19 protein-coding genes, 1 pseudogene and 1 riboswitch are annotated in these 22,519 nt (G+C 71.1%); of the genes and pseudogenes, 11 read left to right on the forward strand and 9 right to left on the reverse strand.

The window, feature by feature from the left end:
* Positions 1-461: 461 nt before the first annotated feature.
* From OG736_RS39430 to msrA, 6 genes are all read left to right on the forward strand, one after another.
* Complete coding sequence (locus OG736_RS39430) at positions 462-1,538, forward strand: enoyl-CoA hydratase/isomerase family protein (RefSeq protein WP_327186702.1); 1,077 nt, start codon at positions 462-464, stop codon at positions 1,536-1,538.
* Between the two features lie 70 nt (positions 1,539-1,608).
* Positions 1,609-1,761, forward strand: a riboswitch (cobalamin riboswitch).
* Positions 1,762-1,796: 35 nt separating this feature from the next.
* Positions 1,797-2,018 carry a CbtB domain-containing protein gene (locus OG736_RS39435; RefSeq protein ID WP_020129103.1) on the forward strand — a complete coding sequence of 74 codons (222 nt, stop codon included), beginning with the start codon at positions 1,797-1,799 and terminating at the stop codon, positions 2,016-2,018.
* Positions 2,019-2,043: 25 nt separating this feature from the next.
* Complete coding sequence (locus OG736_RS39440) at positions 2,044-2,805, forward strand: CbtA family protein (RefSeq protein ID WP_327186703.1); 762 nt, start codon at positions 2,044-2,046, stop codon at positions 2,803-2,805.
* A gap of 145 nt (positions 2,806-2,950) precedes the next feature.
* Positions 2,951-4,189, forward strand: a complete 1,239-nt coding sequence (locus OG736_RS39445) for an MFS transporter (protein WP_327187833.1) — start codon at positions 2,951-2,953, stop codon at positions 4,187-4,189.
* A gap of 173 nt (positions 4,190-4,362) precedes the next feature.
* Positions 4,363-5,451, forward strand: a complete 1,089-nt coding sequence (locus tag OG736_RS39450) for an FAD-dependent oxidoreductase (protein ID WP_327186704.1) — start codon at positions 4,363-4,365, stop codon at positions 5,449-5,451.
* Between the two features lie 298 nt (positions 5,452-5,749).
* Positions 5,750-6,262: a peptide-methionine (S)-S-oxide reductase MsrA gene (gene msrA / locus OG736_RS39455; RefSeq protein WP_327186705.1), complete on the forward strand. Its 513-nt coding sequence runs from the start codon at positions 5,750-5,752 to the stop codon at positions 6,260-6,262.
* Between the two features lie 124 nt (positions 6,263-6,386).
* Here msrA and OG736_RS39460 read toward each other — a convergent pair whose 3' ends face one another.
* Positions 6,387-6,695, reverse strand: a complete 309-nt coding sequence (locus OG736_RS39460; protein WP_327186706.1) for a hypothetical protein — start codon at positions 6,693-6,695, stop codon at positions 6,387-6,389.
* Positions 6,696-7,075: 380 nt separating this feature from the next.
* On the opposite strand from OG736_RS39460, the gene OG736_RS39465 reads away from it, so the two are divergent.
* Positions 7,076-8,644, forward strand: coding sequence for a protein kinase domain-containing protein (locus tag OG736_RS39465; RefSeq protein ID WP_327186707.1), 1,569 nt, complete (start codon positions 7,076-7,078; stop codon positions 8,642-8,644).
* 266 nt (positions 8,645-8,910) lie between these two features.
* On the opposite strand, the gene OG736_RS39470 is transcribed toward OG736_RS39465, so the two are convergent.
* The 3 genes from OG736_RS39470 to OG736_RS39480 form a co-directional block, all read right to left on the reverse strand.
* Positions 8,911-11,256: a sulfatase-like hydrolase/transferase gene (locus OG736_RS39470; RefSeq protein ID WP_327186708.1), complete on the reverse strand. Its 2,346-nt coding sequence runs from the start codon at positions 11,254-11,256 to the stop codon at positions 8,911-8,913.
* 265 nt (positions 11,257-11,521) lie between these two features.
* Complete coding sequence (locus OG736_RS39475) at positions 11,522-11,806, reverse strand: DUF7336 domain-containing protein (RefSeq protein WP_327186709.1); 285 nt, start codon at positions 11,804-11,806, stop codon at positions 11,522-11,524.
* Between the two features lie 186 nt (positions 11,807-11,992).
* Entirely contained in the window at positions 11,993-12,424 is a 432-nt protein-coding gene (locus OG736_RS39480) for a MarR family winged helix-turn-helix transcriptional regulator (RefSeq protein WP_327186710.1), read from the reverse strand.
* A gap of 64 nt (positions 12,425-12,488) precedes the next feature.
* On the opposite strand from OG736_RS39480, the gene OG736_RS39485 reads away from it, so the two are divergent.
* Positions 12,489-13,250, forward strand: coding sequence for an alpha/beta fold hydrolase (locus OG736_RS39485; RefSeq protein WP_327186711.1), 762 nt, complete (start codon positions 12,489-12,491; stop codon positions 13,248-13,250).
* A 52-nt stretch (positions 13,251-13,302) separates the two neighbouring features.
* Here the strand turns inward: OG736_RS39485 and OG736_RS39490 are convergent, their stop codons facing one another.
* The 4 genes and pseudogenes from OG736_RS39490 to OG736_RS39505 all read right to left on the reverse strand — a co-directional run bounded on the left by OG736_RS39490 (position 13,303) and on the right by OG736_RS39505 (position 17,062).
* Positions 13,303-14,004, reverse strand: coding sequence for a response regulator (locus OG736_RS39490; protein WP_327187834.1), 702 nt, complete (start codon positions 14,002-14,004; stop codon positions 13,303-13,305).
* Between the two features lie 133 nt (positions 14,005-14,137).
* Positions 14,138-14,561, reverse strand: a pseudogene (locus tag OG736_RS39495) (CBS domain-containing protein).
* A gap of 15 nt (positions 14,562-14,576) precedes the next feature.
* Positions 14,577-15,047 carry a Crp/Fnr family transcriptional regulator gene (locus OG736_RS39500; protein WP_327186712.1) on the reverse strand — a complete coding sequence of 157 codons (471 nt, stop codon included), beginning with the start codon at positions 15,045-15,047 and terminating at the stop codon, positions 14,577-14,579.
* 302 nt (positions 15,048-15,349) lie between these two features.
* A complete protein-coding gene (locus tag OG736_RS39505) occupies positions 15,350-17,062 on the reverse strand; it encodes a SulP family inorganic anion transporter (RefSeq protein WP_327186713.1) in 1,713 nt (570 codons plus the stop codon).
* Between the two features lie 219 nt (positions 17,063-17,281).
* On the opposite strand from OG736_RS39505, the gene OG736_RS39510 reads away from it, so the two are divergent.
* Both OG736_RS39510 and OG736_RS39515 read left to right on the forward strand, forming a co-directional pair.
* A complete protein-coding gene (locus OG736_RS39510; RefSeq protein ID WP_327186714.1) occupies positions 17,282-17,911 on the forward strand; it encodes a DoxX family membrane protein in 630 nt (209 codons plus the stop codon).
* A 152-nt stretch (positions 17,912-18,063) separates the two neighbouring features.
* Positions 18,064-19,008 (forward strand): universal stress protein, encoded by a 945-nt coding sequence (locus tag OG736_RS39515; protein ID WP_327186715.1) that lies wholly within the window; start codon positions 18,064-18,066, stop codon positions 19,006-19,008.
* Positions 19,009-19,282: 274 nt separating this feature from the next.
* On the opposite strand, the gene ppk2 is transcribed toward OG736_RS39515, so the two are convergent.
* Positions 19,283-20,086, reverse strand: coding sequence for a polyphosphate kinase 2 (ppk2, locus tag OG736_RS39520; protein WP_142267549.1), 804 nt, complete (start codon positions 20,084-20,086; stop codon positions 19,283-19,285).
* 51 nt (positions 20,087-20,137) lie between these two features.
* Between ppk2 and OG736_RS39525 the strand changes: the two genes are divergently transcribed.
* Positions 20,138-22,519: a phosphoketolase family protein gene (locus tag OG736_RS39525; RefSeq protein WP_327186716.1), complete on the forward strand. Its 2,382-nt coding sequence runs from the start codon at positions 20,138-20,140 to the stop codon at positions 22,517-22,519.

Here is a 22,519-nt window from a genome sequence, read left to right on the forward strand (position 1 = left end):
CCGCGGGGGGTGCGCGATCAAGCGGGTCGGTGGCGCGGGCACCCGGAGACGCCCCGCCGGGATGCGCCTTCCCCGGCGCGACACAGGTCACGCGTGCGGATCCGGCCCGCGGGCCGGCGGTCCGTGCGGGGGTGTGCGCCACTCGTACGGGGTGTGCGCCGTTCACCACGGCCGGCGCCCGCGCACTCATGGGCCCGCCGGCCTCCGGGACCCGAGAATCGGAGCCGGTGGACAGGGCTCGCTCTCCATCCGCGTCGGGGCGAGCCCTGTCCGCGTGCCCGGTGCGCCACCGACACTGGATGCTCGGCGCCCGCCCGGGCTCCCCCGCTGGACGGGGCAGGGGCTTCCTCAGCGAGCACGGCATGGAGAAGATCGTCCATGACCTGTGCGTCCAGCACCCTGGAAGGAAGCAACGAGATCATGTGCGTCATCGTGGCCCGCGGCCTGACGGAGGCATCCGGATGAACGACATCGAGGAACCCGTCCTGCTGCACACCACCGGCCGAGCCGCCCACATCACGCTCAACCGACCGAGGGCCATCAACGCCCTGAACCACGCGATGGTGCGTCGCATCGACGGCGCGCTGACGGCATGGGAGCGCGACCCGGCCGTCGAGACCGTCGTCATCTCCGGCGCGGGGGAGCGCGGCCTGTGCGCGGGCGGGGACATCCGCGCCGTCCATGACGACGCCCGCGACGACGACGGCACCGCCTCGGCCGCCTTCTGGCACGACGAGTACCACCTCAACGCCCATATCGCCCGCTACCCCAAGCCCTACGTCGCCCTGATGGACGGCATCGTGATGGGAGGCGGTGTCGGCGTCTCCGCGCACGGCAGCGTCCGGGTCGTCACCGAGCGGTCGAGGATCGCGATGCCCGAGACCGGCATCGGCTTCGTGCCGGACGTCGGCGGCACCCACCTGCTCGCCCGCGCCCCGGGCGAACTGGGCACCCATCTCGCCCTGACGGGTGCGCAGATCGGCGCCGGGGACGCGGTGTCGTGCGGACTCGCCGACCACTACGTAGCGTCCGCTTCCCTCCGGCAGTTGGCCGACGACCTCGCAGGGCTGCCCCTACCGGATGCCCTGGACCGTCATGTACGGCCCGTGCCGGCAGGCGAGTTGGCCGGCCACCGGGCATGGATCGACACCTGCTACGCGGCGGACACCGTCGAGGAGATCGTCCGACGGCTGTTCGCCCACGGCGATCCGGCGGCGAAGGAGGCCGCGGAGACCCTCCTGACCAGGTCGCCCACCTCGCTCAAGGTCACCCTGGCCGCCCTGCGCCGTGCCCGGCGGCTCGGCTCGCTGGAACGGGTGCTGGAACAGGAGTACCGCGTCTCCTGCGCTGCCCTGACCACACCCGACCTGGTCGAGGGCATCCGCGCCCAGGTCATCGACAAGGACCGGGACCCGCGTTGGTCGCCGGCCACTCTCGCCGAGGTCACCGCGGCCGACGTCGAGCGCTTCTTCGCCCCGCTCGGCGAACGCGAACTCGGGCTCGCCCGACCCGACACCACCGCGGAGAGGCTCCGCTGAGCGGGACCGACGTGGTGATCCGGGCCATCTGGCCGTGGAGAGCGGAATCACGCCAGGTGGGGCGGTATTGGCCAGGGGCCCGACACGCGGTACCGTCGCTCTGATATCGACGACGGCGAGACGGAAGCCGGTGAGAACCCGGCACGGTCGCGCCACTGTGGACGGTGTACCCCGAAGGGGCGCATCGCGAGTCAGACCCGTGGCCGTCGTCATGTGCACCACCGAGATGGGACGCGAACTCCCAGAGGAGGTCCTGCCATGGCGCAGCATGTCGCCCAGCCGACTACCACCACGCCTGTCGTACCCGCCAAGTTGCCGCTGAAGGACATCGCCCCGTGGGCGGTCTTCTTCGGCGTCCTGATGCTGGTCCTGCTGTACTTCGTCGGCGCGGAGCAGGGCGCGACAGCCGTCGTCTCCGGCGAGGACGTTCACGAGTGGGTGCACGACGCCCGCCACCTGCTCGGTTTCCCCTGCCACTGATCCCGAGGGGAACCCCAGCACAGCCATGAACTCCGCAACGGTAAGAAGCCTCCTCGTGCGGGGCATGCTCGCCGGCCTGGGCGCCGGCGTGCTCGCCCTGATCGTCGCCTACTTCCTCGGTGAGCCGAACGTCGACAGCGCGATCGGCTTCGAGGAGTCCCACGCCGCGGGCCACGAGCACCACGAGGTCGAACTCGTCTCCCGCAGCCTCCAGTCCACCGCCGGCCTCGCCACCGGCGTGCTGATCTACGGGGTGGCCTTCGGCGGCATCGCCGCCCTCGCCTTCTGCTTCGCCCTCGGCCGCGTCGGCCGTTTCAGCCCCCGGGCCACGGCACTTCTGCTGTCGGGGACCGCCCTGCTCGCCGTGTACGTCGTGCCGTTCCTGAAGTACCCGGCGAACCCGCCCGCGGTCGGCGACCCCGACACCATCGGCAAGCGGACCACCCTGTACTTCCTGATGATGGTGCTCAGCGTGCTGCTCGCGGTCGCCGCGGTGATCCTGGGCAAGCGGCTCGCACCGAGGCTGGGCACCTGGAACGCCACCGTCGCAGCCGTCCTCGGCTTCGCGCTCGTCATCGGGCTGGCCTACGAGTTCCTGCCCGCCGTCAACGAGGTGCCGAGCGACTTCCCGGCCGCACTGCTGTGGCGGTTCCGCCTGTCCGCCCTCGCCATGCAGGTCACGCTCTGGGCGGGCTTCGGCCTCGTCTTCGGCGAACTGGCCGAACGACTGCTGCACCCCAAGCCCGCCACGGTGACCGCGGGCACGCCGGTGGCCGCCCCACACTGACCTGACCGGCACGACGATCCGACGAGAGGGCCCACGGAACCGTCCGGGGGCCCTCTCGCGTTCGCGAGCCGACGCCGGGTCAGCGGCCGTAGCGCCGCGCGAAGATGGTGGCATGAACATCCGACCGGCCGTCCGTACACGGCAGATGCCCGCCGGGCTCGTCGCGCTCGCTCTCGGTGGATTCGGGATCGGTCTGACCGAGTTCGTGATCGCCGGGTTGCTTCCGCAAGTGAGCCGCAGCCTTGCGGTGTCCGAGGCCGCGGCGGGATGGCTGATCTCCGGCTACGCCCTGACGGTCGCGGTCGGCGCGATCGTGGTGACCGCCGCCACCGCCGGGCTGCCCCGCAAGGCGGTTCTCACCGGGTTGGTGGCGTTGTTCGTCGTCGGCAACCTGCTGTCCGCCGTCGCACCGAACTACTCGCTGATGATGCTCGGCCGCGTGGTGGCGGCGCTGTGCCACGGCTCGTTCTTCGGCATCGGCTCGCTCGTCGCACGGCGCATGGTCGCCCCCGAGCGCGCGTCACGGGCGGTGGCGGTGATGTTCGCCGGGTTGACGGTCGCGAACGTGCTGGGCGTGCCGTTCGGCGCCCTGGTCGGCGAACGCTGGGGCTGGCGCGCCACGTTCTGGGCGATCACCGCCATAGGTGTCGTCGCCGCGGTCGCCATCGCCGTGTGCGTACCGGGCTGGGCCGGCGAGGTGGACCGGCCGCGTTCCTCCGACGCCTCCGGCAAGGCCACCGGCCGGCCGGACGGGCTGCGTACCCAGCTGCACGCCTTCCGTTCGGCGCAGGTCTGGCTGACCCTGGCCGCCACCGCGCTCGGCTACGGCGGGATGTTCGGCGCGTTCAGCTACCTCGCCTACACCTTCACCCGGGTCACCGGCTTCTCCAGCACGGATGTCGCCTGGCTGCTCGTCGTGTACGGCAGCGGCCTCGTGATCGGCAACATCGTCGGGGGACGGGCCGCCGACCGCGATCGCGACCTCACCCTGATCGCTTCCCTGGCCGGTCTCACCGTCACGCTCACCGCGTTCGGGCTGCTGGCCGCCGACCCCGTCGCGTCGGTGGTCCTGGTCTTCCTCACGGGGCTGTTCGGCTTCGCGAGCGTTCCCGGCATGATCACCCGGGTCACCGACCACGCCCACGGGGTGCCGCTCGCCGCCGCCGCCAACGTGTCCGCCTCCAACGTCGGCAACGCCCTGGGCGCCTGGCTCGGCGGCTTCGCCATCAGCGCCGGCCTCGGCTACACCGCACCGCTCTACGTCGGCGCCGCCGTCGTCCTGAGCGGACTCGCCGTGATGATCGTCGCCGCCCGTCGAGCGGACCGGTGGCCGAGCGACACCACCGACCCCAGGCTCCCCCAGGACCGGGCGTCCGCGGGCTGAGGGTCTCGCGGCCGACCTCCGGTGCACAGTCCGCCGTCCGCCTGCGGCAAGGCCCACCGCGGGCCCACCCCCCTCCACCTGGAACCCGAGGACCTGGTCGCCCGTACGATCGAGTCTGCTGTCATGGCCCGCGTTCCGCTCGCGGGCACCGACCGGATCCCCGGGGAGGGACTGTGATCGCCGTCGTCGGCGCCGGACTCATGGGCGCGGCCACCGCCTGGCAACTGGCCCGCCGAGGCCACGAGGTCACGCTCATCGAGGCGTACGACATCGGCCACCGGCACGGAAGTTCGCACGGCAGCTCACGGATCTTCCGGCGGGTGTACGCCGACCCCTTCTACGTACGGCTGACCGGACAGGCCCACGAGCAGTGGCGGGAGCTGGAGGACGACGGTTCGACCTCCTTGCTGCGCACGACCGGTGGGCTCGACATGGGCGAGAACCACGACCCCAGGGCGCTCGCCGACCTCCTTGGCGCGGCCGGAGTGCCCCACGAACTCCTCGGCCCGGAAGCCGCCGCCGAACGCTGGCCGTACATCCGCATCACCGGGCCGGTGCTCCACCAGCCGGACGCGGGTGTGGTCGACGCCGACGAGACCGTCGGGACCTGCGTACGGCGGGCGATCGAGCACGGGGCGCGGGCGGTCATCGGCACCCGCGTCACCGGCATCGACGTCCGGGGGAGCGAGAAGGTGCGTCTGCACACCGACGACGGCCGCGAGATCGTCGCCGACACGGTGGTGATCGCGGCCGGCGCCTGGCTGCCCGAGCTCGAACTGCCCTTCACTCTGCCGCCGTTGGCGGTGACCCAGCAGCAGGTCTTCCACTTCCGGCAGCGGGACCCGTCCGTCAGGTGGCCGACCCTGATCTGGGACGGCGCGCTGCACCTCTACGGCCTGCCGTCCGGAAGCGACGGGGGTCCGCTCCCTGCGGTCAAGGTCGCCGAGCACGACCGCGGCACCCCGGCCACCGCCCGCACCCGCAGCGGGGTCGTCGACCCGTCGTCGCGGACGCGGGTGAGCGGCTTCGTACGCGACCGCCTCCCGGGCCTCGAGCCCGACCCGGTCGCCGAGGCGACCTGCCTCTACACCACCACCCCGGACGAGGACTTCGTCCTGGACCGCCACGGCCCCTTCGTCGTCGTGTCCCCGTGCTCAGGACACGGCGCGAAGTTCGCCCCGCTCATCGGCGCGATGGCGGCCGACCTGGCCACCGGCCGCGCCGAGCCGCATCCCCGCTTCCGTCTGGGACGCGCGGCATAGATGTCAGGGGAGCGGTGCGGTCGGTGCCGGTCGCGCCGCCCCAGCTGGCCCAGGATCTCGAGCCAGGGGCAGCCGGGGACGGTGACCAGCACCCGGCCGCGTCCACCCGAGTCTACCCGGTCACGACTCGCATCGATTCGATGTATACCTCGATTCGATGACGGCGTGCTGGTCGACTCTGCGGGCACGGAATTGTTCGGGCCTCTCACGTGCTGTTGTATCCACGAGGGCTGGTACGTCGACGGTGTGCGAGCGAGCAGCTCAAGTGGCCGAGACGAGAGATACGGAAGGTGCTGAGATGGCAGCGCAGACGCAGAGGGCCGTGCTTGCGGGCGGATGCTTCTGGGGGATGCAGGACTTGATCCGCAGGCTCCCGGGCGTGACGGCGACCCGGGTCGGATACACCGGGGGTGACGTGCCGAACGCGACGTACCGCAACCACGGCACCCACGCGGAGGCCATCGAGATCCTTTTCGACCCCGAGAAGACGGACTACCGCACGCTCCTGGAGTTCTTCTTCCAGATCCACGACCCGAGCACCAAGAACCGCCAGGGCAACGACATCGGCCTCAGCTACCGCTCGGCGATCTACTACGTGGACGACGAGCAGAAGCGGGTCGCCGAGGACACCATCGCGGACGTGGACGCCTCCGGGCTGTGGCCGGGCAAGGCCGTCACCGAGGTCGAGCCGGTGGGCCCCTTCTGGGAGGCCGAGCCCGAGCACCAGGACTACCTGGAGCGTTACCCCGACGGCTACACCTGCCACTTCCCGCGCCCGGGATGGCGGCTTCCGGCCCGCACACAGGGCTGAACCACTCGGCCGCTGAACCACTCCGCCGAGGCCCCGGTCCCTGCTCCAGGGCCTCGGCGTGCAGGACGTCCGGCGTACCGGACGTAAGGCAGGTCGGCGAGTTCCGGGCTCGGCCCGCAGCGGGTCAGGCGACCTGGCCGCCGATTCCGGAGCGCCCTTCGGGGACGGCCGACAGGCCGACCGCCACCTGATGCCGCACCTGCTCGCCGAGTACGCCGGCCACCGCGTCGGTGATCGCGGTGATCAGGCGTGGAGGTGCGTCCGGCACGTCCGGGTGCCGGTAGGCCGCCTCGCGCAGGCTCAGGGTGATGTGCGGGGCGGTCCGGTCGGTCGGCGCCCCGCCGATGCCGCGCCGGTGCTGGGGAACGCCGACGAGGCCGACGGCGACCAGGCGGCCTGAGGGAAGCCCGAGGGGTGAAGTCCTGGTCTGCAAGGGCAGGAGCGGGGAAGCTCCGGGGCACAAGGGCGGGAGCCGGGCGGGGCGCGAGTGATGCGCGGACGTCCTGCCGGGCCGGTGTCACCCGGAATCCGGTGCCCGGGACCGGGCGGGGGAGGTCGGGCAATCTCCCGTTGGCGTGCGGATATCTGCCGGTTTCGTCATGTATGCCGGTCTTCGTCGCCAGGGCCTACGGTTCCGGGGAGCACCCGGCCGGACACAACTTCTGCTCGACGTCGGCGAGTTGGCGAGAAACGCGAAAGGCGAACCCGTCCGGCATACTTGCGGGCGCGGACCACCCTGCTCACCAGCACGCAAGCCAAGGCGCCCAGCGCGTGGGTTCGAGCGCTGACGCACACTTCCGGGGAACAGTCGTCATGAACAACCTTCAGCCTTCGGACCCGACGTCCATAGGCGGCTATCCGTTGCTCGGCCGGCTCGGTGCGGGCGGCATGGGGCAGGTGTTCCTGTCCCGTACGGCTTCGGGCCGACTGCTCGCGCTGAAGACGATCCGCGACGATCTCAGCTCCGAGCCGGGGTTCGAGGAGCGGTTCGCCCGCGAGATACGCAACAGCGACCGTGTCCGTTCGCCCTGGACCGTGACCGTCGTGGACTACAGCGCCCCGGGCCAACGCCCGCAGTGGCTGGCCACCGAGTACGTGCCCGCGCCGTCGCTCGCCGAATGGGTCGCGGCCCATGGCCCGCTGCCGCGGCCCGCGTTGCTCGCCCTCGCCGCCGAACTGTGCGGCGCCCTGCAGGCCGTGCACCAGGCCGGTCTCGCGCACCGGGACGTCAAGCCCGGGAACGTCCTGCTGGCACGCGACCGTCCACGGCTGATCGACTTCGGTGTCGCACGGGCCGCCGACGACAGCCGTCACACCCGCCTCGGTGTGTCCGTGGGCTCCCCCGGCTTCCTCGCACCGGACCAGGCCGTCGGCAGCGTCGCCGCCGAACCCGCCGACGTGTTCTCGCTGGCCGCCACGCTGGTCTACGCCGCGACCGGACGCGGTCCCTTCTCGCGCGCGGGGGAACAGATCCCCGCGGCCACCCTGATGTACCGAGTGGTCCATGAGGAGGCCGACCTCACAGGCGTCCCCCCGGAGCTGGTGCCGCTGCTCGCCGCGTGTCTGGCCAAGGACCCGGCCGAGCGTCCGACGGCGGCCCGGCTGGGCGCATGGCTGGAGGAGAGGGACGGCAGGACCGGGCGTTGGCCCGACGAATGCCCCTCGGTTCTCGCCGGAGAGCTGACCGAGGCCGAGCACGCGGCGCACACCCTGGTCGACCTCGCGCAGCACGCCACGGCGGTCTCCGCCGGACAGGAACCAGCCCCGACGACGGAGCGGTACGAGACCGTCCTGGCCGCCCCGGCGGAGCCCCGCCGGCGGCTTCGGCCCGCCTGGCTGCTGACCACGGCCATCGCGGCGGCCGCGGTCGTGGTGGCCGTGGTGGCCGCCGTCCACTTCGGTACGCAGCGTTCCTCGGCCGACTCCTCCCCGTCCGCGCAGGGGCGGCCCTCCGGCTCGGCCGCCCCGGCGACCGCGGGCAAGACGCCGTCCGCCTCGACCGAACAGCCTCAGCAGCCCCAGGAGTCCCAGAAGAGCCAGGACGGGGACGCGGCACCCAAGGTCGTACAGGCCCCGCTCGAGCTGGCCACCGGAGAGTCCGTGGGGACCGGGGCCAGGAGTCTGATCATCCAGCAGGACGGCAACCTGGTGATCTACGACCAGGACCGCAAGGCGCGCTGGGCCGCGATGACCAGCGGCGAGGGCAACACCGCCCGCTTCCAGGCGGACGGCAACCTGGTCGTCTACAACAGCGGCGGACAGCCCGTGTGGGCCTCACAGACCAATGGCCACCCAGGAGCGGTCCTCGTCTTCCAGGCCGACGGAAACGTCGTGATCACGTCCGGCGGCACCGTGCTCTGGGCGGCGGGCACGGAGGGCTGACGGTTCCTGCGCCGGGACGGGCCGCACCGCTCAGTCGTCCTTTCATCCCTCTTGGCGGCAACGGCGTCCGGGCCCCTCAGCCTGGTGCGAACTGCGGCACCTCGGGGGCTCGGCAGCGGATGTGCGCCGGCGGCTGGACATCGACCCGGCAGACATCGCGGGTTCGCCCGGGACCGACTGGCGCGGCGCCGGGCCCGAGTACCGGGCCCCTGAGCCGAGTGGCCGACGTATGCAAGGACGCGCATCGCCGGTTGCTCACCCGCTCCTCATTGGCGGGCCATGTGCATGCGCATCTCGCTCTCGACGTCGACGATGAGGTCGCCGGACAGGTCGACGGTGACGCTGTGGAGGGTGCCGGTGAAGCGGAACGGCGCCCGGTAGTCGGGGGTGACGGCAGAGCCGGGGTTGGCGCCGCAGGCCATGCCGCCCGGATTGAACGTGACCGGGGTGGTGACCGGCATGTCGCTCTCGCCGACCAGGCGGCCGTCGATGTAGAGCTGGGCGCGGCCCGGCGCTCCCTTGCCATGGGCGATGTCCGGGGTGCCGGTGGGCTCGAACTCGAAGCGCAAGGCGTGCCGCCCCTCGGGCACGCTTTCGCCAGAGGCGACATGGTGCAGGGCCCGCTGCACGTAGTTGTGGGCGTAGTGGAGGTGGCCGTCCTTGACGTAGAGGGACCAGCCGCCGGCGTTGGTGCCCTGGCTGATCAGGACGCCCTCCGCGCCGCCGGGCGGGATCTCGACGTCGGCGGTGACGCTGTGCGGGCGGTTGAGTACCCGGGGGGCGACCGCGGCGGGGAGCACCTGGGTGCCGGGGCGCAGGGTGTAGCTGGTCCGGTTCTCGGTGATCTGCGGGCGCTCGGTCATCAGGCGCTGGAAGGCGCTGCCGTCGATCGGCATCACGTTGTACTTGCCGGCTTCGATGTACCACAGGGCGATCATCTCGATGAGTTTGCCGCGGTGCTCCTGGGCGAGGTTCCGGGTTTCGGCGATGTCCTGGTCGACGTGGTAGAGCTCCCAGTGGTGGGCGTCGAGGTCGTCGAGGTCCGCCACGGTGATCGGGGTGCCGAAAGGCCGTCCGGCCTCGGTGAAGGAGGGGCCGGGCCAGGGGCAGACCGCCCGCCATCCGTCGTGGTCGATCGCCCGGTGACCGAACATCTCGTAGTACTGGGTGCGGTGGCGGCTCGTCGCCGAGGCGTCGTCGAAGGTGTGCGCGAAGCTGACCCCGTGCAGGGGCGACTGGGTGACACCCCGGATGGCCGCGGGCGCCTCGATGCCGAGCACGTCCAGGACGGTGGGCACCATGTCGATGATGTGCGCGAACTGGCCGCGGACCTCACCACGGGCTCGGATACCGGCCGGCCAGTGGACGAGGAAGGGGTCGCTCACGCCACCGCGGTAGGTCTCCCGCTTCCACCGCCGGAACGGGGTGTTGCCCGCCCACGTCCATCCCCACGGGTAGTGGTTGAACGTGGCAGGGCCGCCGATCTCGTCGATCCGCGCCAGGCTCTCCTCCAGCGTCTCGGGCGCGTTGTTGAAGGCCTGCAGCTCGTTGGTGGTGCCGGTGACGCCGCCCTCGGGGCTGGCACCGTTGTCGGAGACCACCATGATCAGCGTGTTGTCGAACTCGCCGGTCTCCTTCAGGAAGTCCAGCAGCCGCCCGAGGTGGTGGTCGGTGTGGGAGAGGAACCCCGCATAGACCTCCATCATCCGCGCGGCCAGGCGCCGCGCGTCGGGCGTGAGCGAATCCCACGCGGGCACGTCCGGATCGTGCGGGGACAGCTGCGCGTCCGCGGGCACCACGCCGAGCTCCTTCTGCCGGGCGAAGGTGCGCTCGCGGTAGGCGTCCCAGCCGTCGTCGAACCGGCCCCGGTAGCGGTCCGCCCACTCCTTGGGCACATGGTGCGGAGCGTGCGCCGCACCCGTGCACAGGTTCAGGAAGAACGGCTTGTCCGGGGCGACCTGCTTGGCGTCGGCAATGAACGACATCGCCCGCTCGACCAGGTCCTCCGTCAGGTGGTAGCCCTCCTCCGGCGTAGCCGGCGGCTCGACCTGGTGGTTGTCGTACACCAGGTCCGGATACCACTGGCTCGTGTCCCCGCCCAGGAACCCGTAGAACCGCTCGAAACCCCGCCCCAGCGGCCACCGGCCGTACGGGCCCGCCGCCGACTCCTGCTCCGATTGCGTCAGGTGCCACTTGCCGACCATGTACGTGTTGTAGCCGTGCTCCAACAGCATCTCCGACAGGAACCCGTTCTCGAACGGGATCTGCCCGTCGTAGCCCGGATAGCCGGTGGCCAGCTCCGTGATCGCCGCCATGCCGTTGGCGTGGTGGTTGCGGCCCGTGATGATGCAGGAGCGCGACGGCGAGCACAGCGAGGTGGTGTGCATGTTGCTGTACAGCAGCCCACCCCCGGCAAGCGCGTCCAGATTCGGCGTCTCGATCGGACTGCCGTAGCAGCCGAACTGCCCGAACCCCGTGTCGTCGAACACGATGAACAGCACGTTCGGCGCACCCGCCACCGCCCGCACCGGCTGCGGCCACGCCGGACTCGACTCATCGGTCGTCCGCCCGATCACTCCCGGGAACCGCTGCCCCGGTCTGTACTCACTCAACGACGACTGGGTCATCTGTCTCCGTCCACACCAGGAACACACGCGCCGGTGACGTTGTGCGGCTCGCCATGACGACAGACCCTGTCGCCGACACGGGATTCCGATCGGCCGGGACGGAGCCGCCGAACACTTCCAAGCTAGGCCGCTTGCATCACCACGGCGACCGGGGCCGTTGTCTCCCGTTCGCCACGAGCGGGCGCAGACCCCGAAGGGTTGGTGGGGTTGCTGTACTTTGCTGCCGTACTCCTCGCGGTAGTAACGGCCGCTACTCGCCAGGTGGGATCCGCACGAAGCCCTCTGTCCAGATGTCTTCGTCGATTTCGTAACCCTCGAGGACGAAGCACTCCGGTTCGTCCCGGAAGCCCGGCAGCGGCCGGGCCAGCTTCATGCGCTCCTCTGCCCGCTCCCGTGTCGAGTAGATGCCGAGCAGTTTCACGTCGTCGCCGTCCTGCTCGTCGACGAAGACGCCGTCCTCGTTGACATGGACGGTCGACTGGTCGTTGCCGGCCTCGTTCTGGTGGCCAACATGCCAAAGCGGGTACACGATCACGTTCCCGAAGCTACCAGCACCCGAGTTGAGCCAATTCCTCAGCGATCCTGAAAGCCGTCGTGGCAGCTCCCGGACCTCGGGTGAGGCGGACCGTGGTGCGCCGGACGCCGGCCCGCTTCACGAGACGATCGAGATGCACGGGGCGCCGACGTCCGCGCTCGCCAGAAGATCATTACGGGATGAGCCCTAGAGGCCGCTGTCGCCTTCGGGGCGTCCCTCGATCTTCCGCAGCAGCCCCAGCAGTGCTTCTCGCTCCGTCTCCGTCAGACCCTCGAAGCACTCCGTGAGCACCGAGTTCGCCACCTCGTGGCCCGCCTCCAGTACCCGCTCCCCTTCGGGAGTGAGGTGGTGCTCGAAACGGCGGCCGCGCCCGGGGCGCCGGTCCACCAGTCCCTGGGTCACCAGGCGTCCGGCCAGCGTGCCGAACGCCTGCTCGCTCTGGAACGTCGCCGTCGCCAGCTCCCGTGCGCTGGAGCCCGGCGTGCGGCCGATCGCCCGTAGCGCGTCCCACTGCGCGAGCGTGCTGCCGACGGACGCGAGGCGGGTGTCGAGCGCTCGGTGCTGGCGGTACTGGACGGCCTTCACGGCCCTTCCGAGGATCTGTGGTTCAACGGACATGCTCTTCAGGCTAGCACTCTGACTAAACTTGCTTATATAAATATCCTTAGTTACTGTCCTGGTCATGACTCCGGAACTGCCCCTCACCGAATCCGGCCCCGCCGCCGGCCGCCCCGTCCTCGTCCTGCACGGCGGCGGTGGCCCCGCCACCGTCGCCCCGATCGCCGAGCACTTCGCCGCGACGGCCCACACCCTGCTGCCCACCCACCCGGGCTGGAACGGCACCCCCCGGCCCGACGACTTCACCCACGTGGCGGACCTCGCCGCCGCCTACCTCCGCCTCCTCCGAGAGCGCCACCTGTCCGACGTCCTGGTCATCGGCTCCTCGCTCGGCGGCTGGATCGCCGCCGAGCTGGCCACGGCCGACACGCAGGGCCTGGTCAGCGGGGTCGTTCTGGTGAACTCGGTGGGCATCGAGGTCGAAGGCGAACCGATCCGGGACTTCTTCACCCTCGACGCGCGCGGCGTCGCCGAGTACGCGTACCACGACTCCGAGCGCTTCTACGTCGACCCGGCGACCGTCCCGGCCGAGCGACTCGCCCTCTTCCAGGCCAACATGGCGGCCCTGCGGGTCTTCTCCGGCGGCCCCGCCATGAGCGACCCCGCCCTCCGCCCCCGTCTCGCGGCCGTCGCCACCCCCACCCTCGTCCTGTGGGGCGAGAGCGACCGCATCGCGACCCCGGCCTACGGCAAGGAGTACGCCGCATCCTTCGGCAACGCCCGCTTCGAAGTCGTGCCGGAAGCGGGCCACCTGCCCCACCTCGAACAGCCTGCGCGCACCTTCTCCCTGCTCGACGGCTTCGCGGCGGAGACCGGGCGCCGTTGAGGAGACGGACACCGTCCGGCGCGCAGCACGGTTCCGACGCGTCCTGCCCGCCTCACCTGGTCCGGCGTTCGCGCGCCTCCGGGTGCTCCAGATGGGAGGCGAGGACGGCGGCCTGGACCCGGCGCTGCACGCCGAGCTTGGCCAGCAGGCGGGAGATGTGGTTCTTGACGGTCTTCTCGGACAGGTAGAGCTTCCTGCCGATCTCACGGTTGGTCAGGCCGTCGCCGATCAGCGCCAGGATGTCCCTCTCGCGCGGTGACAGGCTCGCCAGCTCGGACGGCACGGCAGGGGTCTCTGCCGGCTCGGCCCGCAGTGAGCGCATCAGGCGGGCCGTGGTCGCGGGATCCAGCATCGACTGGCCCGAGGCCACCGTGCGGACCGCCGATACGAGGTCGGACCCCTTGATCTGCTTGAGGACGTAGCCGGAGGCGCCGGCCATGATCGCGTCGAGCAGGGCTTCCTCGTCGTCGAACGAGGTCAGCATCAGACAGGCCAGCTCCGGCATCTGGCTGCGCAGCTCCCGGCAGACCGAGATGCCGTCACCGTCCGGCAGGCGTACGTCGAGGACGGCGACGTCGGGGCGCAGCGCGGGGCCGCGGGCGAGCGCGTGGTCGACGGTGCCGGCGTCGCCGATCACCGAGATGTCGGGTTCGGAGTCGAGCAGGTCCGCCAGGCCGCGGCGGACGACTTCGTGGTCGTCCACCAGGAACACCCGGATCGGGTCCTGCTCTGTGAAGGCGCGTGGCTCCGGCATGGCGGCGACCCCTCGTTCCCCGGTGGAGGACAGACTGCGGGCTGTCATGATGCCGATCATCACGCGCCCGGGCCGGTTGTACCAGGGCCGACCGGCCCCTTTCACGTGCGGCCTCTTTCACGTGCTGTCCCCTTCACGGGGAGGCTGCCCCGCGAGGCTCGAGGCTCTCGGTGACACCCGCGGGTGCGTCCTCTGCGTCCTCTGCGTCCTTCGGGTTTCCGTGCCGGGTGAGGTCGAAGTCCACGTCCACGACCCCTTCCACCGCGCGGACCAGCCGTGCCACCAGGGGCACCAGGGAGGTGTCCCGGACCTGGCCGACCAGCTTCACCACGCCGTCCCGCACGTCTGTGCGTATGCGCTGTCGCGGAACTCCTCCTTGGGCAGCAGGTCCGCCTCGGAGACGACGCCGACGACACGACCCTCGCGTCGACGACGGGCAGGGCGCCCACCTTCCGGTCCTGCATCAGCCGCACGATCTCCTTGAAGGTCGCCCCGCTTCCGACCGCGGCGACCGGGTGGGTCATGACATCGCTGACGATGTGCGGGGTGCCGTGCATGGCCACTCCTTCGGGTCAGACGGTGCTGCCGGCGCCGTACGGGGCGTAGAGGTCCAGGAGGCGGGTCCTGGCCGCGTGCAGACGGTGGGCGAGCACCTCACCGACCCACTGGGCGACGTCGTGGCCCAGGGCCGCGTCAGCCTGGCACATGGAGCGGACGGCCGCGGCGTCGAACTCGTAGGCCCGCACCGGCGTGCTCGCTCCGGCGCCCAGGTGCCAGACGTGGGGGGTGAAGAGCCAGGACCAGCCGACCAGTTGGTTGTGCCCGAGGTTCTCGATGACAGCCGCCCGACGGCCCGGCACGTGCATGTCGAGCTCGATGGTGCCGGTGCGGATGATCCAGAAGCGGTCGGCGCGCCCACCCTCCTCGAACAGACGTGTTCCCTGAGGGATGGACACCTCCCGGGCGACGCGCATGAGCCGTCGGCTGTGCTCGGCGGACAGCGCCCGCAGCATGTTGGGGCCGGGAGTGAGGGGAGCGTTCATGGTGTGCCTCCGCAGCGGGGTGTACGGACTTCCGAGGCCAGCTTGTACCGGGCCCTCCGGGCAGGCCATGGGCCACCTGGCCCATGGATGGCGCCGTACGGCACCGAAGGCAAGGTCTCGGGTGGCGCCCCGCCCTCTACGGCACCGACCGTCTGATCGAGGCCGTGCCCGAGGAAAGTCCCTGCTGGACGGCCATTCAGCGAGCACGCCATCGGCGGCATCGGCCTCATCGGCGACGACGGCCGCACACCGGTAACCCGTACCTCCTTCGGCTTCCCTCAGGACCCGGAGGGCCTGGCCGCCTACTGACGGCCGAGCCACACGCGGTAGGCGGCCACGGCAGTAGGGAGCGTGGGGAAAATCCGGTCCTTGCCGACCGTGTCCGCGAGGCCGTACGCCTCCAGGTCGTCCAGCAAGTCCTGCTTCACCCGCGCGAGGGCGAACAGGACGCCGCGGTGGGTCAGTTCGCGGCGCAGTGCGTCGACCGCGTCGAGGGCGGTGATGTCGACCTCGACATTGGCCTCGGTGTTGAGGACGAACCAGCGGACGGGGTCGGTCTGTTCGTCGACGGCGGCCAGGGCCCGGCGCCGGAAGTCGTCCGCGTTGGCGAAGAACAGGGGCGAGTCGTAGCGGTAGACGAGGAGGCCCTGGATCGTGCGGGCCTGTGGATAGTCGTCCACGTCGTGCATGCCGGCCATGCCGGGGACCAGGCCCTCGACCGCGTCGTGCGGACGCGCCACGCGTGTCAGGAGTTCGGCCACCGACAGGCCGACGGCCACGATCACCCCGTACAGGATGTCGAGGGCGAGCACGCCCGCGAGACAGCCGAGGGCCAGGAGCAGTTCCCGGCGGCGGAAGGAGGCGAGCCGCCGGAAGCCGGCGAGGTCGATCATGCGGACCGCCGCGTACACGACGAGCGCGCCGAGCACCGCGGAGGGCGTCCGCGCCAGCAGCGGGCTCAGGAAGAGCAGCACGGCGAGCACCACCGCTCCGGCCACCAGCGAGTACGCCTGGCTGCGGGCGCCCGCCGAGGAGGCGAGGGCGGTGCGGCTGGCGCTGCTGCTCACCGGGAAGCCGTGCAGCGCCCCGGCGCCCAGGTTGGCCGCGCCCAGGGCGAGGAACTCCTGGTCGGCGTCGAGCCCGGGGCCCTCGTCGTCGTGGTCGGCGAACGCCCGCGCGGTGAGGATGAAGTCGGTGTAGGCGACCAGCAGCACGCCGAGCGCCGGCAGCACGAGGTGGGGCAGCTCGCCCAGGTCCGGAACGGCAAGGCTCGGCAGACCCCCCGGAACCTCGCCGATCACCTCGAGCCCGTACCGCCCGTCGAGGTCGAAGACCACGACCGCGGCGGTCCCGAGGACGAAGGCGACCAGCGGGCCGGGCACGGCGCGGGCGTATCGGGCCGTCACGAAGAGAAACGCGAGGGCGACGGCGGAGAAGACGACGGTCGCCGGGTCGGCGTCGGGCAGGTGGACGAGGAAGGACCACACCTGGGGAAAGAACTCCGCGCCCGTCGTCCGCACGCCGGTGAGCCTGGGCAGTTGGTCCACCATCATGATGAGCGCCACGCCCGCGAGATAGCCGATCAGAACGGGGCGGGACAGCAGGTCCGCGAGGAAGCCCAGCCGCACCGCCCGGGCGACCAGGCAGAGCAGCCCGACCGTGACGGCGAGCGCCGCAGCCAGCGAGGCGTAACGCCCGGCGTCCCCGGCGGCGAGCGGTGCGACCACGGCGGCGGTCATGAGGGCGGTCGTGGACTCGGGGCCGACGGACAGCAGCCGCGAGGAACCGAACACCGCGTACAGCCCGAGGGCCGGGAGGATCGCCCACAGACCGGCGACCGGCGGCAGCCCGGCCACGCCCGCGTAGGCCATGACCTGCGGCACCAGATAGGCGGCCACGGTCACCCCGGCGAGCAGATCGCCCCTGAGCCACGCACGGCGATAGCCGAGGAGCGCGACGAGACCGGGCACCAGCCGGCGCCACTGCGGGACCTGTCTGCCCGAGGCCTTGGACATGTGCCGCCTTCCGTCGTCTGCCCTCATGATCCACCGGGCACGAGAGCTACGGCGAGAGCCAGGGTGCCCGGCGTGCCGTGGTCGGACCAACATCCTTGGAGAGCAGGGCCGTTCGGCCCCCCTGACACGGACCTTCGGCATCCGTCGCCGTGCGGTGTGCGCGGCCAGGGTGAGGGGTGGCAGGCACCGACCCGACCGCCTTCGAAGGGAACCCCGACCATGGCCGTGCACGAGCACCCGAACCGGAGCTCCGGCTTCCATCTGCCGTCGCTGCACAGCAACCGGACCGCCACCGCATCCGAGTCGGCCGTGTCGGCGGACACCGGGACGCACACCGTGCGGGCCTACGTCCTCGCCTCCCTGCGCCTGCTCACCGGGTTCGTCTTCCTGTGGGCCTTCCTCGACAAGACCTTCGGCCTCGGCTACGCGACTCCGTCCGGCAAGGGCTGGATCGACGGCGGATCGCCGACGAAGGGCTTCCTCGGCTCCGTCGCCGTCGGGCCGATGGAGTCCACCTTCCACTCCTGGGCCGGCGACCCGTGGGCGAACTGGCTGTTCATGCTCGGTCTGCTCGGGATCGGCCTCGCGCTTGTCCTCGGTGTCGCGCTGCGGATCGCCGCCGTCGCCGGGACCGCGATGATGATCCTGATGTGGGTCGCCGAGTGGCCGCCCGCGCGGCACATCTCGGACGGCTCGCTGAGCATGTCGACGAACCCGTTCGCCGACTACCACCTGATCTACGCCGTCGCCCTGATCGTCCTGGCCGCCACCGCGGCAGGCGACACCCTCGGCGCGGGTCGGCTCTGGGCCCGGCTGCCGATGGTGCGCGACCACGGCTGGCTGCGCTGAACACCGGCGGCGCGGTGGGCCCGTCACCCGGCCCACCGCGCCGAGCCCTCTCCTGGGCCGTCCGGTCCCGATCCGGGACCAGTGGCCCCTGCACAACGAACCCCCCTAAGACGATGCTGGAATCGGATCCCTCGCCCCAGGAGGTGGAGATCATGCTCCGCACCATCACCGTAGGTCTCGACGGCTCGCAGGAGAGCCGGGCAGCCGCCGAATGGGCGGCTCGCGAAGCGAGGCTGCGCGACCTGCCCCTGAAGATCGTCCACGTTCGGGAACCGGTGCCGGAGCCCATGGCCCAGGCGCCGCTCCTCGGAGCCGAGACCCAGCAGCACTGGACCGAGCGAAGCGAGCTGGGGGCTCCTCCGGCCGAAGGCCGGGGGAGGCTTCCCCGGGAAGCCGCGGAGGGTGTCCGGCTGCGTCATCCTGGCGTCGAGGTGCGCACGGAGCAGGTCTCCGGTCACCCCGGTGAAGCACTGGCCGAGGCGGCGAAGAGCGCCGAACTGCTGGTCCTGGGCTCGCGCGGCCTCGGCGGGATCGGCGGGTTCCTGGTCGGCTCGGTCGGCCTCTCCGTGATCGCCCACACGGACCGTCCGGTCGTGCTGGTGCGGGCGCTGGAAGTGGCTGCCGACGAGCACCAGGCGGATCCGGCAGGCGTTCCGTCCGCCGCGACACCCTTCCGGCCGGTGGTGCTCGGACTCGACGTCGAGCACCCGGACGAGACGCTGATCGAGTTCGCCTTCGACGCCGCCGGGCGCCGCGCGACGTCCCTGAGGGTCGTCCACGGCTGGAACCCGCCGCCCTACTACGCGTACGGCACACCAGTCGACCCGACGCTGCACGAGGCACTGGCCCTGAGGGACGCCGAGTCACTGGCCGAGGTCGTGGCTCCCTGGCGGAAGAAGTTCCCGGACGTGGAGGTCGTCGAGGAGTCCCGCTACGGCAGCCCGGCCGTCCACGTCGTGGACGCCGCCCGAGAGGCCTCCCTCGTCGTCGTGGGCCGGCGCATCCGCCGCAGCCCGTTCGGTGCCCACATAGGGCACGTCACGTACGCCGTCCTGCACCACTCCACCGCCCCCGTCGCCGTCGTCCCCCACGGCTGACCCGCCACCGGTCACCCCCGCCCGCTCCCGATGACTTGCGATCACTCGCGAGGAGAAGAGACCCATGAAGGCAGCGGCCGTACGCGCGTTCGTTCAGCCCCCGGCTGCGGCCGGCGTGTGCCTTCCTCCGCCAGCGGTACGAGCGCGCGACGCTCGCGGCCGACGTCTGCAGGCTCGGGCTTCGGCCGGGGCGCGACGCCCACGTGGGGCTGAATCACTGCGTCTGTGCCGTCGCGGTCGTGTCCGAGCGAGGGTGAGAGCGATGCCCGGCTGCTCAGAGGCTCGCCGCGTGGTCGGGGACGTAGGTCTGGAGATCCCGCGGCGGGCGCTGGTAGCCGGTGGACGGCGGCCGTTCCGGGAGCTCCAGCACCGGCGGCGGCACCTCGCGGTACGGCACGGACGACAGCAGATGGGCGATCATGTTCAGCCGTGCCCGGCGCTTGTCGTCGCTCTCGACGACGTACCAGGGCGCCTCGGAGATGTCGGTGTGCACCAGCATCTCGTCCTTGGCACGGGAGTAGGCCTCCCAGTGGGTGATCGACTCCAGGTCCATCGGCGAGAGCTTCCACCGCCGCAGCGGGTCCTCCAGCCGGCGCCGGAAGCGCTCCTGCTGCTCGGTGTCGCTCACCGAGAACCAGTACTTGCGCAGCAGGACCCCGGCCTCGACCAGCATGCGTTCGAAGATCGGACACTGGCGGAGGAAGAGCTGGTGCTCCTCCTTCGTGCAGAAACCCATCACGTGCTCGACCCCGGCGCGGTTGTACCAGGACCGGTCGAACAGCACGATCTCTCCGGCCGCCGGCAGATGCTCCGCATACCGCTGGAAGTACCACTGGGTGCGTTCGCGCTCGGTCGGCTTCGGGAGCGCCGCGATACGGGCCACCCGCGGGTTGAGGTGCTCGGCGACCCGCTTGATCGTCCCGCCCTTGCCCGCCGCGTCCCGTCCCTCGAAGACCACCACCAGCCGGGTGCCGGTGGCCCGCACCCACTCCTGGAGCTTCACCAACTCCGTCTGCAGTCGCAGCAGTTCCTTCTCGTACGCCTTGCGCGGCAGCTGCGCCGCGTTCTTGCCGGCCATGCCGCCTCCACCGCCCGTTGATCCAACGCCGACGACTTCCGGAGTCCCACCATGCCCAAGGTCGAACACCAGGACGCCACCGTACTGACAGACGAAGAGCTGCGCACCCTGGACGCGCACTGGCGGGCCGCGAACTATCTGGCCGCCGGACAGATCTATCTGATGGCCAACCCGTTGCTGACCGAGCCCCTGAGGCCCGAGCACATCAAACCCCGGCTGCTGGGCCACTGGGGGACCTCGCCCGGTCTCAACCTCGTGTACACCCACCTCAACCGGGTGATCAAGGCGCGGGGTCTCGACGCGCTGTGCGTGTGGGGGCCGGGCCACGGGGGTCCGTCGATCCTGGCCAATTCCTGGCTGGAGGGCAGCTACAGCCAGACCTACCCGGACGTGTCGCGTGACGGGGAGGGCATGGCCCGGCTGTTCCGGCAGTTCTCCTTCCCGGGCGGTGTGCCCAGCCATGTCGCCCCGGAGACGCCCGGCTCGATCCACGAGGGCGGTGAGCTCGGCTACTCGCTCTCGCACGCCTACGGCGCCGCCTTCGACAATCCGGACCTCCTCGTCGCCTGTGTGATCGGCGACGGCGAGGCGGAGACCGGGCCGCTGGCCGCCTCCTGGCACTCCAACAAGTTCCTCGACCCCGTCCACGACGGCGCGGTCCTGCCGATCCTGCACCTCAACGGCTACAAGATCGCCAACCCGACGGTGCTCTCGCGCATCCCGGAGGCCGAACTCGACGAGCTCCTGCGGGGATACGGCCACGAGCCCCTGCACGTGACCGGCGACGACCCGGCCCAGGTACACCGGGCCATGGCGGCGGCGATGGACGACGCCCTGGACCGTATCGCCGTGCTGCGGCAGGCGGCCCGCGAGGACGGCGTCGCCGAGCGCGTGCACTGGCCCATGATCGTGCTGCGCACCCCGAAGGGCTGGACCGGACCGGCCGTGGTGGACGGCGAACGCGTCGAAGGCACCTGGCGCGCCCACCAGGTGCCCCTGTCCGGGGTCCGTGAGAATCCGGACCATCTGCGGCAGCTGGAGGCGTGGCTGCGCTCGTACCGGCCCCGGGAACTCTTCGGGCCCGACGGCCGTCCCACTGCCGAGGTCCTCGCGTGCGTCCCCGACGGCGCCCAGCGGCTCGGCGCCACGCCGCACGCCAACGGCGGTCTGCTCGTCCGGGACCTGCCCGTTCCCCCGATCGACGACTTCGCCGTACCCGTCGACAAGCCGGGCACCACCCTGCACGAACCGACCCGCGTTCTCGGCGACCTCCTCGCCCGGGTGATGAAGGACACCGGTGAGCGACGGGACTTCCGTCTCGTCGGCCCGGACGAGACCGCGTCCAACCGGCTCCAGGCCGTGTACGCGGCCAGCGGCAAGGCGTGGCAGGCGCAGACCCTCCAGGTCGACGAGAACCTGGACCGGCACGGCCGGGTGATGGAGATCCTGTCCGAACACACCTGCCAGGGCTGGCTGGAGGGCTATCTGCTGACCGGCCGGCACGGTCTGTTCTCCTGCTACGAGGCGTTCGTGCACATCGTCGACTCGATGGTCAACCAGCACATCAAGTGGCTCAAGACGGCAAGGGAGTTGTCCTGGCGCGCGCCCGTCGCCTCCCTCAACTACCTGCTCACCTCGCACGTCTGGCGCCAGGACCACAACGGCTTCTCCCACCAGGATCCCGGCTTCGTCGACCACGTCCTCAACAAGAGCCCCGAGGTCGTACGGGTCTATCTGCCGCCGGACACCAACACCCTGCTGTCGGTGGCCGACCACGTCCTGCGCAGCCGCGACTACGTCAATGTGATCGTGGCCGGGAAGCAGCCCTGCTTCGACTGGCTGAGCATGGACCAGGCCCGTGCCCACTGCGCGCGCGGCGCCGGCATCTGGGAGTGGGCGGGGACGGAGAACGCCGACGAGCCCGACGTCGTTCTGGCCTGCGCGGGTGACGTCCCCACCCAGGAGGTGCTGGCCGCCGCCCAGTTGATCCGCCGACACCTGCCGGAGCTCGCCGTCCGCGTGGTCAACGTCGTCGACATGACCCGGCTCCTCCCGCGCGCGGAACACCCGCACGGGATGAGCGACTTCGAGTACGACGGACTGTTCACCACCGACAAACCGGTGATCTTCGCCTACCACGGGTACCCGTGGCTGATCCACCGCCTCGCCTACCGCCGCACCGGACACAGGAACCTTCACGTGCGCGGCTACAAGGAGTCCGGCACGACGACGACGCCGTTCGACATGGTCGTCCGCAACGACCTGGACCGCTACCGCCTCGTCATGGACGTCATCGACCGCGTCCCCGGCCTCGCCGTGCGCGCCGCCGCCGTACGGCAGCAGATGGCCGACGTGCGCACCCGGCACCAGGCCTGGATCCGCGAACACGGCACCGACCTTCCCGAGGTCGCCGACTGGACCTGGAACAGCTGA

It is taken from the genome of Streptomyces sp. NBC_01334 (assembly GCF_035983595.1).
Lineage (GTDB): Bacteria > Actinomycetota > Actinomycetes > Streptomycetales > Streptomycetaceae > Streptomyces > Streptomyces coriariae.

Excerpts from the sequence above, each read along its gene's own strand:
- OG736_RS39435 (WP_020129103.1), top strand. The coding sequence starts at position 1,797 with ATGGCGCAGCATGTCGCCCAGCCGACTACCACCACGCCTGTCGTACCC.
- msrA (WP_327186705.1), top strand. The coding sequence starts at position 5,750 with ATGGCAGCGCAGACGCAGAGGGCCGTGCTTGCGGGCGGATGCTTCTGG.
- OG736_RS39430 (WP_327186702.1), top strand. The coding sequence starts at position 462 with ATGAACGACATCGAGGAACCCGTCCTGCTGCACACCACCGGCCGAGCC.
- ppk2 (WP_142267549.1), bottom strand. The coding sequence starts at position 20,086 with ATGGCCGGCAAGAACGCGGCGCAGCTGCCGCGCAAGGCGTACGAGAAG.
- OG736_RS39505 (WP_327186713.1), bottom strand. The coding sequence starts at position 17,062 with ATGTCCAAGGCCTCGGGCAGACAGGTCCCGCAGTGGCGCCGGCTGGTG.
- OG736_RS39465 (WP_327186707.1), top strand. The coding sequence starts at position 7,076 with ATGAACAACCTTCAGCCTTCGGACCCGACGTCCATAGGCGGCTATCCG.
- OG736_RS39490 (WP_327187834.1), bottom strand. The coding sequence starts at position 14,004 with ATGCCGGAGCCACGCGCCTTCACAGAGCAGGACCCGATCCGGGTGTTC.
- OG736_RS39480 (WP_327186710.1), bottom strand. The coding sequence starts at position 12,424 with ATGTCCGTTGAACCACAGATCCTCGGAAGGGCCGTGAAGGCCGTCCAG.
- OG736_RS39525 (WP_327186716.1), top strand. The coding sequence starts at position 20,138 with ATGCCCAAGGTCGAACACCAGGACGCCACCGTACTGACAGACGAAGAG.
- OG736_RS39445 (WP_327187833.1), top strand. The coding sequence starts at position 2,951 with ATGCCCGCCGGGCTCGTCGCGCTCGCTCTCGGTGGATTCGGGATCGGT.
- OG736_RS39500 (WP_327186712.1), bottom strand. The coding sequence starts at position 15,047 with ATGAACGCTCCCCTCACTCCCGGCCCCAACATGCTGCGGGCGCTGTCC.
- OG736_RS39510 (WP_327186714.1), top strand. The coding sequence starts at position 17,282 with ATGGCCGTGCACGAGCACCCGAACCGGAGCTCCGGCTTCCATCTGCCG.
- OG736_RS39440 (WP_327186703.1), top strand. The coding sequence starts at position 2,044 with ATGAACTCCGCAACGGTAAGAAGCCTCCTCGTGCGGGGCATGCTCGCC.
- OG736_RS39485 (WP_327186711.1), top strand. The coding sequence starts at position 12,489 with ATGACTCCGGAACTGCCCCTCACCGAATCCGGCCCCGCCGCCGGCCGC.
- OG736_RS39515 (WP_327186715.1), top strand. The coding sequence starts at position 18,064 with ATGCTCCGCACCATCACCGTAGGTCTCGACGGCTCGCAGGAGAGCCGG.